We start from the raw sequence: 14,197 nt of genomic DNA, 5'->3' as shown, positions 1-14,197 counted from the left end.
AACTTAAACTTTAACTCAAATATCTGTTAATAACTCATTTGACGAAAGCTAGGCATGCGAAAGCAATTAAGACCATAGCGAGTAAGCATAAACAGTTGTGCTGGCGACAATAGCAAGAGTGAACCACCTGATCCCTTCCCGAACTCAGAAGTGAAACCTCTTAGCGCTGATGGTAGTGTGGGGTTACCCATGTGAGAGTAAGTCATCGCCAGCTCATTAATTCTAAAACACCCCCTGTCTTATGACAGGGGGTGTTTTTTTATGCTTAAAAAATAAGAAATTATAGCTAGAGCCTTAAAATTAGAAAATCATCATAAAAAATCCCGAATAAATCGGGATTTATAATTAAATATATAGGCTAAGCGTTATTTAACTGCCTTCTTGCATGTTTAAATGCTGTTCTCAAACCTTCTTCAAGTGTTGGATGGTAGTACGCTTGATCGAGAACATCATCTAAAGTGACTTCTTGATGAATCATCCATGAAAGTAAATGTGCCATATGTTCAGCCGAGTCTACAAAAAGCTCTGCACCTAAAATTTTTCTAGTTGTTTTATCTATATAAACTTCAATCGCACCTTTGTTCTTACCTAGAACAATTGCACGTCCTTGTTTTTCATAAGAAACAAAACCTGTAATAAAATCAATATTTTGCTGTTTTAACTGTTTATAGCTTCGTCCTGCTGTTGCCATTTCCGGTGAACTGAACACTATACCTAATGGTGTGAGTGTTTTAATATTTTTAATCTGTGGATAATTTAAACAGTTATGAACAGCACCTCGACCTTCATTTGCAGCTTCATGTTGAAGTGGGGTGTTGGTCAATGCATCACCTATAATAAATATAGGAAAATCTGCGAGTTGCTTAGTTTTAGGATCTACAGGAAGAGTTTTTAAATCGTTGAATGAATCATCAATATTTTCTAAATGAAGCGTATTTAAATAACTACGTCGTCCTGTTGCGACAAGTAAATATTCGACATTTATGTTTTGTGGTTGACCATCTTCAATAAATTGAATATTTACTCCATCTAGCGTTTTACTTACAGATTCAGGCAAAACCTCAAACTTAATATTAAATTCTTTACTCAATGTTTGTTGTGCAAGTTCTTGTAGGTGTGGGCTTGTTAAAGCACCAACTTTCCGACTTCTAGCAAATACAGTTGTATCAACCCCTAAACGATGCATAGCTTGTGCAAGCTCAATAGCAATTACACCGCTACCAATTACAGCTATAGATTTTGGTAATGTTTCTAGCTCAAAAACTTGATCGGATGTAATGAGACGATCACCTAATTCATCTTTCCATTTTTGTTCAAAGGTTGGGGTAGAACCGACAGCAATGATGAATGATTTAGCTTGATATTCTTGATCATTCACGAAAATTGTATTTTTATTTTTAAATGATGCCTTTCCTGAAATTTTATGTGCATCAGGCCAGCTATTTACATCTTTAATTGTGGCTGCTGTAAAACGATCTCGTAGCTGTCTTACATGTGACATCACATTTGATGTATCTATCGTGCTTTTTACTTTTAGCGCAACTTCATCTGCATGTTGAATATCATACATACGATTGGCCATTGAAATAAGGACTTTACTTGGCATGCAACCGACACGGGCACAGGTTGTATCCCAATGCCCATCATTTACAATGAGGATGTTTTGTGTGTATTTAACCGCTTCTTTATACGCTGCAATGCCTGCCGTTCCAGCACCAATAATAATGATGTCGTACATAGTGAATTATAAATTTAAATGAATTTATATTATTCATACCATATTTGAAGGCTGAAATTATGCTTATTTGTAAATAAAAAACGGCAATGAATTGCCGTTTTAAATCATTAAATTGTTGTACCCATACTGATGCCAACAGTAGGTTTAAGTTCTATGGAGCTGCATCCAAAGAGGGATGCAGAGCAAAGTAGCAGAATCAAAAATTTATTCATGGAGTAAGCCTTGTGTTTTTGCCTGATTGAATAATGTACTTGAGCGAGTTCCGCTTCGGCAAACCATTAAAATTGGTTTTGGTAGTTCATTATAATATTTGGCAAATTCCGCAATGTCTGTTTGAGTAATTTTACCGCTCGTGACAGGCTGATAAATTACACTCACATGCTGACGTTCCGCAATTTCTCTTAATTCACTTACTTTAACTTTATTTCCTTCTTCACTGTCTGGTCGGTTCACTACAACAGATTTAAAGCCTTGTTGTAATAATTGACTAAACTTTTCAGAAGACATTTGACCTGAAACGCTGAGCGTATTGGTTAAAGCTTTACTTAAACTTTCTTCTGCAAAAACTGTCGTGGAACAGCTTAAAATTAAACAACAAATGAGTCTTTTTAAGACATGATTAGTCATCTAATAAATCCATTTGTTTTGCAAGTTGGAATAAGTTGTTTGAGCGATTACCAGTACGGCAGAACATGAGTACTGGTTTTGGTAATTCGTTATAATGATTTGCAAAAGCACGTACGTCTAATTCTGTAATTTGACCTGCAACAACAGGCTGATGAACATAGTCTAGACCTGCAGCACGAGCAACTTCTTCAATTTGAGCACTTGTTGGTTGATCAGGGCCACCTTCCATATCTGGACGATTATTAATAATAGATTTAAAGCCTTTTTCAACAACTTGAGATACATGTTCTGGCGCAATTTGACCTGCAAATCCTACATTTTCACTCATTTCATTACTCCATAAGTTCATCAATACATTTATGCTTTATGATAGCATTATGATGAAAAAGGAATGCATTGTTCTTTCATTTTTATAGATAAGTTTTTATGCATATAGATAATTAAAAAATTGCAATGGAGTGCATATGTTCGCTTATACGGTTGAACCCTTATATGTGAAAAGTGGGCAAGATGTCATTGCTGCAGATTTTTATCATCCTAAAAATATAGAAAAACCACCTGTTATTATTATGGCGCATGGTTTTGCAGCTTTACGTCAGTTTAAGCTCGTTCAATTTGCGAAAAAATTTGCACGAGCAGGTTATGCCGTTGTTTTATTTGATTATCGATATTGGGGTGGAAGTACAGGGCGACCTCGTGAATTGGTGTCTTTAAAAGCCCAATTAGATGATTGGCGTACGATGATTGCTCATTTATCTGAACGGCAATCTATTGATGCAGAAAGTATGATTTTATGGGGTACAGGTTTAAGTGGCGGTTATGTCTTATCGTTGGCATCATCTTTAAAAAATATTAAAGCGGTGATTGCCCAAGTTCCATATGTCGATGGGGCTGCAAGTGTAAAGAATTATCCGTTACAGCAATTATCTAAAGCACTAAAAATATCTACTCAAGATTATATGGGCGCTAAAGTTGGCTTATTGCCGAAAACACTTCCCGTTGTAGATACATCAAACTTATGCTTTTTACCTTCAAATGATAGTTATGACGGATATTTATCTATTCTAAATACGGATTATTTTTGTAGTGGAGAAATTCCTGCACGGGCATTATTTAGTTTAATGCGTTATCGTCCTATACAAATCGCACGACAAATTTCTGTGCCTGCGTTATTTATTGCAGCAGAGCAAGATAGCATTGTTCCTATTGAGTCTAGCCGTGAAACTGCGACAAATATTGCCCCTTATGTCGAATATCATGAGTGGAATATGAAACATTATGATATTTTTCATGGGAAATGGTTTGAAAAAGCAATTTCAACCCAATTAGAATTTCTACAACAGCATTTTGGAGCCTGTTAGATGATTATTGTATGCCCTGAATGTGGTGCGAAAAATCGTGTGCCTGAGGAAAGCTTCTTTCAAAGCCCTTCATGTGGACAATGTCACGATACATTAATTCCGCTAGCACCCATTGAGCTGAATGAGAAAAATTTTAGTAATTTCATCTCAAATAGTGATTTACCTATTTTGATTGATTTGTGGGCAGAATGGTGTGGTCCTTGTAAAATGATGGCACCGCATTTTGCTCAAGTCGCTAAGCATTATCCAAATGTAGTTTTCGCTAAAATAGACACTGAAGCAAACCCTCGACTTAGTGCAGCATTTAATATTCGCAGTATTCCTACATTGGTTTTAATGAATAAAACCAACGAAATTGCTAGAATAAGCGGAGCATTAAGATCGACCGAGTTACAACAGTGGTTAGATCAACAGTTAAATGCCCATAAATAAACTCAATTTGGAGTGAACGTGTCAGATTCTCATGTAAAGCCTGAAGGTACTCTATCCCTTCAAACTATTGCAATGCCAGCAGATACAAACTGGAGTGGCGATGTATTTGGTGGTTGGATTGTGTCGCAAATGGATTTGGCTGGTGCAATTCATGCAGAGCGCTTTAGTAAAGGACGCTGTGCAACCATTTCAATTAATCAAATGACATTCCTTGTACCTGTAAAAGTAGGGGATGTGATTAGTTGTTACACCAAAATTTTAAAAGTAGGTAATACTTCAATTCAAATGCAAATTGAAGTTTGGGATAGTCACGATAGTTCACGTGAAGCAAAACGTGTTACTGAAGGTGTTTTCACTTTTGTTGCTGTAGATGTAAAAGGCAATAAACGTCAAATTCCTGAAGAAGTTAAGTTGAAATATGCTGAATCTCAAAAGTAAGAGATATAAAAAATCCCAGATCTGAATCTGGGATTTTTTATTTTAAAGATCATTTATTTTTTAACTGATCTTTAGACACCCAAGCCCAGAGCATTTCACATTGAATCGGCTCTTCATTGCTTTCATCTGTAACAGATACAGAGACCAAAGTTTCACCTTTTGCTGTGGTTTGCATAAGCTGCTGTTGCTCAGTCGTTAACGTTGCTACAGCAGTCATTGCACCTTTAGTTGGTCGCTTAAAATCAAGTTTAAAGCTTTTAATCAGCACAATTGCAGTATCAGGAACATTCATTGCGGTGACAAATCCTGTTGCTGTTTCTGCAATAAGTGCCATTGCACAAGCATGAAGTTGCCCAATATGGTTTTGCATGCCTTTGTGATTCGCAAGATGAACCACAACTTTATTGGACTGCATTTCTAGATATTGAACTTTTGCTGTGCCAACCATTGGAACAATTCGACCAAAAGCTTTGTTCCACAGTACATTACGAATCTTCTTTGGAAATTTAGACGTCGTTTTAACAAGTTTCGATAAGCGATTGATCTGAGCCATGAATGTCCTTTTTAGGCAGTTTTGCCTTAATCTTTAAAGTTATTGAACTGTAAAGGTACGCCAAATTGTTGCTCTTTTAAGAAAGCCATAATTTGTTGCAAAGTATCGCGTTTTTTATCTGTCACGCGAATTTTGTCACCTTGAATAGAAGATTGCGCTTTAATGCCACTTTCTTTAATGGCTTTATTAATTTTTTTCGCAGTATCTGAGTCAAGACCATCTTTAAGTTTGATCACTTGAATGACATTTTTACCAGATGCCGTCATTTTTTGTGGATCAAGCGCTTGAATATCTACTTTGCGTTTAAAGAAATGATTTTCGAGCATGCTATAAACTTGTTCACATTGGAAATCACTTTCAGTTGAAATTTTGATTTCTTTGTTTTTTTCACTCAATTCAATTTTTACATCTTGTCCACGGAAATCGAAACGTGTCGCAATTTCTTTTTCAGTGTTTTGAACTGCATGATTTACTTCAAAAATCTCTAATTCTGAAACAATATCGAAAGATGGCATATTTTAGACCTTTACAAGTGGAAAGAATATCTGAGATGCTAGGGATGTTTTCTTCATTTGCCAAGTGCTGTTTACATCAAAGGAGTGCGTAATGATCCGTAAACAAGATATTACATCATTTGAGTTTCCAGAAAATTCAATTATCTGGGATGTACGAGATACAAATGCGTTTGCTGAAGCACATGTTAAAGGTGCTGTGAATCAGCCCATTACTAGCTTATCAGTAGATAGTTTAACTCAAGTGTCAGCGGATCAACCCATTTACATTTTATGTGGTGGTGGAAGTAAAGCACCTCGTGCTGCTGAATTATTAGAAGGCTTCGATAGTCAGCGTGAATATGTTGTATTAATGGGGGGTACTCGTGCCGCTCGTGATGCAGGCTTGCCCTTAGAACAAGGTGCATAAATGCAAAATAAAAAGCGCCGAAAGGCGCTTTTTTTGTTGGTCGAGAATTTTATTTTATCTTCCTATGGAAAAGGGCTAGGGGATAATGTTATTAATATTTAATCTCTCCCAACTTCTCTTTGAAAAAGGGAGTCGCTTTAAAGCTGAGGCTTAAAATAAGGCTTTTTTGCTTTTACTTTCTTTTGAAAACGAGTTGCACTCAATTTTTTGACTAAACTTGAAGGAACAGGACAAGCCTCACCTAAAATTTGAGAAATCAAAATTTCAGTACAAAGTGGCGCAAATAAAAAGCCTTTAGAACCTAAGCCTGCAAAAGTATAAATTTCATCTTTAGGATTCAATTTTCCTAAAAGTGGGAAATAGTCCTGACTTTGTGCTCGAACCGAAGCACGACCTTGCCAAGTTGAAACATCTACTAATTTTTCCGCATATTCAGGAAATACACTGTGGATAAGATCATAGTTATGAACATGGTCTTCTAATAAAACGTCGTTATCATCTCTATTTGGATAAAATGACGCGCCCAAAATTAAATGTTGAGCATCTAACTGCATGCAATAACCGCCATAGCTCTGTGCTTGATGCATGGCTAATGGTTGATTTTCATTATTAACCCAACTCACTTGACCGCGAATTGGCTTTAAGTTTGGGTAATTTTCAAAGAGTCGTTGGCTATTCCGAGCTGCACAAACAATCACATGATCAAAGTGTTTGATAATTTGATTATCTGACCAAACAGCAACGCCAGTTTCGCTTTGAGCGACTTGAGTAATCTCTGCTTGTTCGAAGCGAATGAGCGGATGTTCTAAGATTTGATCACGTAATTGATGTGGTGATACCGCACCCGCATGTAATAGGTTTAAGCTTGAAAATTCAGTGTATAAATCACCTGCATTTTCTTTTTGCGCTTTAAGCACATTTTGAGGATATTGTTCGGCTAAGCAAAGCAAATCATCCGCATTTTTCAAAGCCAATTGATTCACTTGAATTGGTCGAAATGCATCAAACTTTTGGTAATGACGAATTGCATGTTGCCAAGCCAAAGTCATTAAATGTTCTGAACTTTGTTCGATTGGACAAAGTTTTGGATTTAACAATGCAAGTGGATTGCCTGAACCACCAGAAAGAGGCGCTGATTGGTCGTAAATGACAACTTTATGACCTCGTTGAGCAAATGCCCACGCTGAGCTTAAACCTGCTATTCCTGCGCCAATAATCGCAATTTGGCGTTGTTTAAAATGTGATTGAGCTTCTTCTTTGAGTTTTTCTTCTTGGTTAGATAATAATTCAATATTTTTTTCAGATGAATGATTCAAATCTTCGGTTGTTTCAGGTGCTTCCCAAATCGCTTTTAACATTTCACGTTTGTGCTTAAAACCGCGAGGACGTGAAACGGTAATTCCATTTTCCTTTAAACCGCGTTTCAAAACACCCGCAACGCTAAAGGATGAAAAAGTCGTTCCAATATCAGATAAGCGGACAAGATTTTTTAAAACATTTTCTTCCCAAATATCTGGATTGCAAGACGGTGCAAAACCATCTAAAAACCATGCATCTACCGCTTTGGTTTTTTCCATGACAGGGAAAATATCGTGGGCATCGCCCAACCATAAATCTATGGAAAAATGATCTTGAGGAAATGAAAGACGATGGCAACCTGCAATGGGAAGCGGGTATTGTTCAATGAGTTGAGCCGATAAATTGCTTAATTCTGGCCAGACATTTAAGGCACGGATTAAATCTTCTTTGGTGAGTGGGAATTTTTCGACAGAAATAACATGAAGATGACTTTGGTTATTTGGGCGAATTTGTTGCCACAATTGCCATAAAGCAAGAATATTTAAGCCTGTACCAAAACCTGTTTCACCCACACAAAAATATTCAAAATCTTTTAAGTTTTTTAAGCGAACAGGAAGATCATTACCATTTAAAAACACATGGCGAGTTTCTAAAAGACCATTATCTTTTGAAAAATAAATATCACTAAATTGCTTTGAAAAAGGAACATCAATTCCATCTACAGGATGCCAATCGAGATTGGCAGTTTGAATGACATTAGACAAAAAATATGTAACCTTTAATCAAATATTAATTTAAGAATGTAAAAGCTTTACCACTGACGACGACGTTTTGCATATACATAACTTGCAATTAAGAAGCCAAGTAATACGCCAACAGCAAGGGTCGTTGCCCCATACAAAAACATTTGAGCGCTGCGTTCACTTTGTAAAACTTGAACTTGAACGCCTAAATTATCATTTTTCAATTGTAACTCTTGGTTTTGAGTTAAAGCATCTAAATTGGCTTTTTCAAGTTGCTGTAAACGTGTTGCTTGATCACTCACTAAAGTTTTCACTTTCGCTTCGTGTAGCACTTTATTTTTAGCAATTTGTTCAGCAGTCAGCTTTTTATTTTCGATATCTTGAGGCGTATTTCCTACAATAGTATTACGCGCGGTCGTTGGTTTATTCGCAGGAATCGGTTGTAATGGATTTTGTGCGACCGTAACTGCAGGCGTTGGAGCAGCTGGAGCTACCGCTGCAGGAGTTGGTTCAACAGCCCAAGCAGCTGAACCTAATAGTGTGAGGCTTAAAACACTAGAAACAACGATACGCATATACCTTATCCTTTAGGAAATGCTTTATTGAAAGGTTTAACGTCAATATGACTATAAACACCTTCTTTCAAGAATGGTTCTTCTGCTAACCAAGCATCAAGTGCTTCACGGCTGTCGAACTCGACAATAATTGTACTACCGTAAAAACCTGCTTGAGGATTACTTGGATCTTTTGGCATAGCGCCAGCCACAATTAAACGACCTTCATCATCTAGTTTTTGTAATCGTTCTACATGTGCAGGACGAGCGGCTAAGCGTTTTTCTACTGTCCCTTCATGATCTGTACAGCTTACGACGAAAAATGGCATGTTTTAATCCGTTTCTTATAGCAAAATAGTTATTCAGAAGATTTAAAGTATTTTCGTAATACAATAAACTGAATAATAATAAAGGAAAACATCACGATCATGTCACCAAATGCGGTGAATTCACCCCAATATTTTCCATTTGCATAAAGAAATGCAAAAAACACATGCAAAAATGACATGACAGCAAACATTGCAGCCCAAGCATAGTTTAAATTTTTCCAACCTTTTTCAGTTAAGTTAAAGACGGGACCAAATAAACGTTGAATGAGTGGCTTTTTATCTTTAGTGAAAAATGGTGAAAGCAAAAATGCACCAGAGAACACTAAATTCAGTAAAGCTGCTTTTAATTTAATGTAAAAATCATCTGAAAGCATTAAGGTGATGCCACCAAAAATAACCGTCATAAACAATACAATCCATTGTTGTTTATCTAAACGGAACTTTTGAATAAAGAACAAAGCACCGTATACCAACAACATTGAAAAAATTAAGCCTGTGGTTGCAACTAAAATATTATTATTATCTACGCCCCCCGTAGAACCAATAAATTGTAATAGCGGATGCTCAGTATTTTTAGGATCTACAGTTTTATATAAATAAAAGAAAATAATGAGTGGCACAAAGTCTAAAAGTGCTTTCATGTTAGAGTATCTAAATCTGATTAAATAATTGACATAGTATAAGTGATGGAAGGCATAGATTTACATACACATAGTAATATTTCTGATGGAACTTTGTCTCCAGAGCAACTTGTGCATGCAGCCATTGAAAAAGGCATTCACACGCTTGCATTAACAGACCATGACACGATGGATGGTCTGATTTTAGCGGAGCAAGCGGTGAAAGATGCTCAGATTAAGATTATTTCTGGTGTTGAAATATCTAGTCAATGGTCACGTCCTGCGACAAAAAAATCTTATGGTGTTCATGTGGTTGCATTAAATATGCAAAATCCTGCACCTTTACAAGCACTACTTGAGCAACAAAAAAAGATTCGTGCAGAACGTGCTAAACAAATTTGCGATTTGCTAACGCCTCTAATTGGTGAAGATATCTATTTAGATGTTATTGCGAAGGTTGATCATATTCCTGATCGAGTTACACGAACTCACATTGCAAAAGTGTTAGTGGAAAAGAAGTTTGTAAGTCGACCACAACAGGCTTTCGATAAATACATTAAAGAGGGCAAAAAAGCCTACGTAAAATTTGATGGCTTAGGCTTAGCCGAAACTGTAGATGTTATTCATCAAAGTGGTGGTTTTGCAGTACTAGCACATCCTACACGCTACGATTTATCTGCAACCAATATTCGTTATTTAATTGAAATATTCGCTAAATTTGGTGGAGATGCTGTAGAACTTCCACCTGCGGTTGAGCCTGCATCAACACGACAAATGGTCGATCGCATGATTGCTGAATTTGGTTTGAAAGTATCCGTCGGAAGTGACTTTCATGGCGAGAATATGCCTTGGATTCGTTTGGGAAATATTCCACGAGTGAAAGAAGGGCAAATGGGTATTTGGGATAGTTTTGTTTAATTTATATCTCCCTCATCCCAGCCTTCTCCCTAAGGGAGAAGGAGTTCCCTCTTTTTATAGGAGATGAGAAACATGGTTTCGTAATAGGAGAGGTCAAAAAATTTAAAGTAAATTATGATCCATGGCTTGAATAGGCAGTGGAGTAGGTTTGCCCAAAGTACCTAATAATTCAATTTCAATCGTACGAACCATGGCATCTAAAGGTAAATCATTACTTTGCGTACCAAATGGTTCTTCAATTTCAGAACTTAAAGCATCTAAACCTAAAAAGGTATATGCCAAAATACCCACTAAAAGTGGTGTAGCTAGTCCAAGTGTTGAACCCAAACTAAATGGCAACATAAAACAGAAAAAGTAAACGGTGCGATTTAACAGTACAGAATAAGCGAAAGGTAATGGTGTTGTTGCAATACGATCACAACCTGTTTGCACCAAACTAAGTTCAGTTACATGCGCATTCATTTGCGTATAAATAATATCGGAAATTTCACCATCTTTTAGGGCTTGCATTAGCTCCCATTGAATCAGGCTTAATGTGTATTGAGGAGCATTCACTTGTTGATAAAGTTGGGTCAAAGCTTGCTGACTCATACCACTAGTTTCAACAAGTTCAGTTGGATTTGCTGTTTGATGACGCAAACGATCTCGAAGTACATTTGCAAACACAATCACATGATGAATCACACGTTCGCGACGACCTTGGCTTAACATTCGACAATCACGGTCAAAATGGCGAGCATTGGCTATTAATAACCCCCAAAGTTTACGCGCTTCCCACCAACGGTCATAACAGGCAGAGTTTTTAAAACCTAAGAAAATAGAAAGAACAACACCAATTAAGGTGAAGCCAACAAGCGGTAATTCTGGAAAATTAAAAAAGCCAATATAAGATAGTCCACCAATAATGGTCGACAACAGCATTACGACACCCAAAGGGGGTAATACCTTGGGCAGAATAGTACCTTTCCATGAAAATAGAAGCTTAAATATACTCGCTTGTTCTCGAACAATCATTTATTAGAATCATCACTATTTTGGGTTGATCTTCATGGGTTAAACGTTATTTGTCAACTTTATTAACAAAAGCTTAACCTTATTTTAGAAGATGCTGTTCAGCAAAAGAAAATGTACCATCGGGCGAAATAATACAATGATCGACTAAGTTGATTTCAACCATTTCGCAGGCTTTTTTAATCTGTTGTGTGAGGCGTAAATCTGCCGAAGAAGGTTGAGCTGAACCAAATGGATGATTATGTGCAATCACAATTGAAGTCGCATGTTGGCTAATGGCAAAACGAAGAAGTAGATTCATAGATATTTCACACGAATTAATCGAACCATAAAATAATTTTTTAAATGAAATCTTTCTTAAATGTGCATCTAGGCATAACACTGCAAACACTTCTTGAGTTTCTCCTAACAGCTCAAACTTTAAAAAATCCATCAGTAATTTTGAGTTGCTGATTTCTAATTTTTCTTGTTTTAAATGTTGTGAAATATAGCGACGACCGAGTTCCTTTACAGCCATCAATTGTGCATATTTGGTATTTTCTATGCCATGAAAGTGTTTTACATCTTCCAAAGATGCATCAAGTAAAGCGGTAATATCACCAAAATGTTGAATTAAGATTCTCGCCAATTCTACAGCGGAATGTTGTTGTGAGCCTGAACGTAAAAATATAGCAAGAAGTTCAGCATCGGATAAGCTTGCCGCACCTTGTTGCATTAACCGTTCACGCGGCCGCTCTTGTTCGGGCCAGTTTTTAATAGAAAAATTCATTGTTTTAAGACTTATTTATTATAAATGTAAGATATTTTCCCAAGTCACATACTTGGGAAAGGTATTATTTAATGATATTGTGAGCGCCACTGCAACAGAAAGGTAAGCTGTTTGTGAGTTTTGACCTGAGTGTAATTTCAAATAAAAATATCATTGTCGCTGTAACAGGCGGTATTGCTGCATATAAAAGTGCGATTTTAGTTCGTCGTTTAAAAGATGCTGGCTTTAATATTCGCGTTGTGATGACCAAAGGTGCGCAAGCCTTTATCACGCCACTTACATTTCAAGCTTTATCGGGGAATTCTGTTCATACGGAATTATTAAATCCTGAAGCTGAAGCAGGAATGGGGCATATTGAATTAGCGCGTTGGGCAGATCTTGTCCTTGTTGCACCGGCATCTTGCGATACCTTGGCAAAATTTGCAGCAGGTTTGGCAGATGATTTACTTTCAACTTTATATTTAGCGACCAAAGCACCTGTTTGGGTTGCTCCTGCAATGAATCAGCAAATGTGGGCAGCTAAAGCAACGCAACGAAATTTAAATACGCTTGTTGAAGATGGTGTGCATGTCATTATGCCTGATGCAGGTGCGCAAGCGTGTGGGGATATTGGTTTAGGACGTATGCCTGAGCCTGAGGAACTTGCTTATCAAGTGACTGAATATTTCCATAAAGCGCAACGTACAATTGCTGAAAAATTTGGTCAATTGGCAGGTAAGCATGTGGTGATTACCGCAGGGCCAACACGTGAATCTATTGATCCTGTGCGCTATATTTCAAATCATAGTACAGGGAAAATGGGCTTTTCTTTAGCAGCAGCGTGTTATTCGGCAGGTGCAAAAGTTACGCTTATTGCTGGGCCTGTAAGCTTAGATACGCCAAATGGCGTGCGCCGTATTAATGTTCAATCTGCGGTGCAAATGCTTGATACAAGTATGCAAATGCTAGATGAAGGCTGTGATATTTTTATCGCGACAGCCGCAGTTGCAGACTATAGAGTGGCATCAGTTGCTGAGCATAAAATTAAAAAATCAGGTGATGAACTCAATGTGTCATTGGTTAAAAACCCTGATATTGTGGCAACTATTGCACAGCAAGCGAAACGACCATTTATGGTGGGCTTTGCAGCGGAAACACGCAATGTTGAAGAATATGCCGCAGGGAAATTGGTTGCGAAAAAACTCGATATGATTGCATGTAATGATGTTTCACGAGCCGATATTGGCTTTGCATCAGATCAAAATGCAATGACCGTATTTTTTGCCGATCATTATCAAATGCAAAAACGTGATTTAGAAAAAGCATCTAAGCAGGAAATTTCACAACAATTGGTGGATGCAATTCACGATGCTTTAAATCATACAGCTGAAATTGAAGAAGATTTTTAATTTACAGCGTTTGAAATTTGTTCCATATTAAATGCAGCCTAGGCTGCATTTTTTTTGCAAACTCAAAAGGGAAAGGAATGAACAAATTTATAAAAGTAGGATTATTTAGTGCGACATTTTTAATTTTAGCTACTGCACAGGCAGCAGAACCATTAGAAGATGCAATGAAATCTTTGGCTAAAAACTCTAAAGTATTTGATCAAGCACAAAATGTTGACGTGGCGAATAAAGCTTTAGCTGAAATGGCGAATGCAACGCAATTGGCAAAGGAAAATAAGCCCAAAAAATTAAGAAAATTGGCTGAAACAGATGCGAAAGTTATCGCGTACGAAGAAACCTTTAATCGCTTATTTATTGAAATTGAGCATGCACAACATCTTGTATATGAAAATAAATTAGATGAAGCTAAATTAATTTCAGAGAAATTTAATGAAATTAAGAAACAAGGTCATAAAGCGTATCGATTTTAGTTTTAAAATATTCACACATAAAAAAG

The 14,197-nt window shown here is 36.9% G+C and carries 18 protein-coding genes and 1 rRNA gene; 8 read left to right on the top strand and 11 right to left on the bottom strand.

The genetic code is table 11. The annotated features are described in order from the left end of the window. The first annotated feature begins 99 nt into the window (after positions 1–99). Positions 100–214, top strand: a 5S ribosomal RNA gene (gene rrf / locus GTK57_RS03510). 144 nt (positions 215–358) lie between these two features. On the opposite strand, the gene GTK57_RS03505 is transcribed toward rrf, so the two are convergent. The 3 genes from GTK57_RS03505 to GTK57_RS03495 all read right to left on the bottom strand — a co-directional run bounded on the left by GTK57_RS03505 (position 359) and on the right by GTK57_RS03495 (position 2,693). Then, the gene (locus GTK57_RS03505) at positions 359–1,738 is read right to left on the bottom strand and encodes a dihydrolipoyl dehydrogenase (RefSeq protein ID WP_163121359.1); all 1,380 of its coding nucleotides are present in this window, start codon (positions 1,736–1,738) and stop codon (positions 359–361) included. A gap of 204 nt (positions 1,739–1,942) precedes the next feature. After that, the gene (locus GTK57_RS03500) at positions 1,943–2,365 is read right to left on the bottom strand and encodes a beta-lactamase hydrolase domain-containing protein (RefSeq protein WP_163121357.1); all 423 of its coding nucleotides are present in this window, start codon (positions 2,363–2,365) and stop codon (positions 1,943–1,945) included. After that, positions 2,358–2,693, bottom strand: coding sequence for a TIGR01244 family sulfur transferase (locus tag GTK57_RS03495; protein WP_163121355.1), 336 nt, complete (start codon positions 2,691–2,693; stop codon positions 2,358–2,360). Before GTK57_RS03495 ends, GTK57_RS03500 begins: the two co-directional genes overlap by 8 nt. 136 nt (positions 2,694–2,829) lie before the next feature. Here GTK57_RS03495 and GTK57_RS03490 point away from each other — a divergent pair, with 136 nt between their 5' ends. The 3 genes from GTK57_RS03490 (at position 2,830) to GTK57_RS03480 (ending at position 4,596) form a co-directional block, all read left to right on the top strand. Next, positions 2,830–3,726, top strand: coding sequence for an alpha/beta hydrolase (locus tag GTK57_RS03490; protein ID WP_163121353.1), 897 nt, complete (start codon positions 2,830–2,832; stop codon positions 3,724–3,726). After that, the gene (gene trxC, locus GTK57_RS03485) at positions 3,727–4,158 is read left to right on the top strand and encodes a thioredoxin TrxC (protein ID WP_152874764.1); all 432 of its coding nucleotides are present in this window, start codon (positions 3,727–3,729) and stop codon (positions 4,156–4,158) included. Between the two features lie 72 nt (positions 4,159–4,230). After that, on the top strand, positions 4,231–4,596 hold the full coding sequence (locus GTK57_RS03480; protein ID WP_152874846.1) for an acyl-CoA thioesterase: 366 nt from the start codon (positions 4,231–4,233) through the stop codon (positions 4,594–4,596). Between the two features lie 49 nt (positions 4,597–4,645). On the opposite strand, the gene GTK57_RS03475 is transcribed toward GTK57_RS03480, so the two are convergent. Both GTK57_RS03475 and GTK57_RS03470 read right to left on the bottom strand, forming a co-directional pair. Next, on the bottom strand, positions 4,646–5,149 hold the full coding sequence (locus GTK57_RS03475) for a DUF4442 domain-containing protein (protein WP_163121349.1): 504 nt from the start codon (positions 5,147–5,149) through the stop codon (positions 4,646–4,648). Positions 5,150–5,175: 26 nt separating this feature from the next. Beyond that, complete coding sequence (locus tag GTK57_RS03470) at positions 5,176–5,664, bottom strand: YajQ family cyclic di-GMP-binding protein (RefSeq protein WP_152874766.1); 489 nt, start codon at positions 5,662–5,664, stop codon at positions 5,176–5,178. 91 nt (positions 5,665–5,755) lie between these two features. On the opposite strand from GTK57_RS03470, the gene GTK57_RS03465 reads away from it, so the two are divergent. Then, positions 5,756–6,070, top strand: a complete 315-nt coding sequence (locus GTK57_RS03465; RefSeq protein WP_152874767.1) for a rhodanese-like domain-containing protein — start codon at positions 5,756–5,758, stop codon at positions 6,068–6,070. 137 nt (positions 6,071–6,207) lie between these two features. Here the strand turns inward: GTK57_RS03465 and mnmC are convergent, their stop codons facing one another. The 4 genes from mnmC to GTK57_RS03445 are packed head-to-tail and all read right to left on the bottom strand — an operon-like array spanning position 6,208 to position 9,636. Beyond that, on the bottom strand, positions 6,208–8,133 hold the full coding sequence (mnmC, locus tag GTK57_RS03460) for an FAD-dependent 5-carboxymethylaminomethyl-2-thiouridine(34) oxidoreductase MnmC (protein ID WP_163121347.1): 1,926 nt from the start codon (positions 8,131–8,133) through the stop codon (positions 6,208–6,210). A 47-nt stretch (positions 8,134–8,180) separates the two neighbouring features. Then, positions 8,181–8,687, bottom strand: a complete 507-nt coding sequence (locus GTK57_RS03455) for a hypothetical protein (RefSeq protein WP_163121345.1) — start codon at positions 8,685–8,687, stop codon at positions 8,181–8,183. A 5-nt stretch (positions 8,688–8,692) separates the two neighbouring features. Continuing rightward, positions 8,693–8,995: a YciI family protein gene (locus tag GTK57_RS03450; protein ID WP_152874770.1), complete on the bottom strand. Its 303-nt coding sequence runs from the start codon at positions 8,993–8,995 to the stop codon at positions 8,693–8,695. A gap of 29 nt (positions 8,996–9,024) precedes the next feature. Continuing rightward, positions 9,025–9,636 carry a septation protein IspZ gene (locus GTK57_RS03445; protein ID WP_152874771.1) on the bottom strand — a complete coding sequence of 204 codons (612 nt, stop codon included), beginning with the start codon at positions 9,634–9,636 and terminating at the stop codon, positions 9,025–9,027. Between the two features lie 45 nt (positions 9,637–9,681). Between GTK57_RS03445 and GTK57_RS03440 the strand changes: the two genes are divergently transcribed. Then, positions 9,682–10,533, top strand: a complete 852-nt coding sequence (locus GTK57_RS03440) for a PHP domain-containing protein (protein WP_163121343.1) — start codon at positions 9,682–9,684, stop codon at positions 10,531–10,533. 102 nt (positions 10,534–10,635) lie between these two features. Here the strand turns inward: GTK57_RS03440 and GTK57_RS03435 are convergent, their stop codons facing one another. Both GTK57_RS03435 and radC read right to left on the bottom strand, forming a co-directional pair. Next, positions 10,636–11,547, bottom strand: coding sequence for a bestrophin family protein (locus GTK57_RS03435; protein ID WP_163121341.1), 912 nt, complete (start codon positions 11,545–11,547; stop codon positions 10,636–10,638). 79 nt (positions 11,548–11,626) lie between these two features. Next, positions 11,627–12,313 carry a RadC family protein gene (radC, locus tag GTK57_RS03430; RefSeq protein WP_163121339.1) on the bottom strand — a complete coding sequence of 229 codons (687 nt, stop codon included), beginning with the start codon at positions 12,311–12,313 and terminating at the stop codon, positions 11,627–11,629. A gap of 113 nt (positions 12,314–12,426) precedes the next feature. On the opposite strand from radC, the gene coaBC reads away from it, so the two are divergent. Both coaBC and GTK57_RS03420 read left to right on the top strand, forming a co-directional pair. Further along, positions 12,427–13,701 (top strand): bifunctional phosphopantothenoylcysteine decarboxylase/phosphopantothenate--cysteine ligase CoaBC, encoded by a 1,275-nt coding sequence (coaBC, locus tag GTK57_RS03425; protein ID WP_163121337.1) that lies wholly within the window; start codon positions 12,427–12,429, stop codon positions 13,699–13,701. Positions 13,702–13,778: 77 nt separating this feature from the next. Further along, complete coding sequence (locus tag GTK57_RS03420) at positions 13,779–14,171, top strand: cytochrome b562 (protein ID WP_163121335.1); 393 nt, start codon at positions 13,779–13,781, stop codon at positions 14,169–14,171. Positions 14,172–14,197 lie beyond the last annotated feature (26 nt).

Source organism: Acinetobacter portensis (assembly GCF_010646905.1).
GTDB classification, from domain to species: Bacteria; Pseudomonadota; Gammaproteobacteria; order Pseudomonadales; family Moraxellaceae; genus Acinetobacter; species Acinetobacter portensis.
This window is presented reverse-complemented; position numbering and strand designations above follow the sequence as displayed.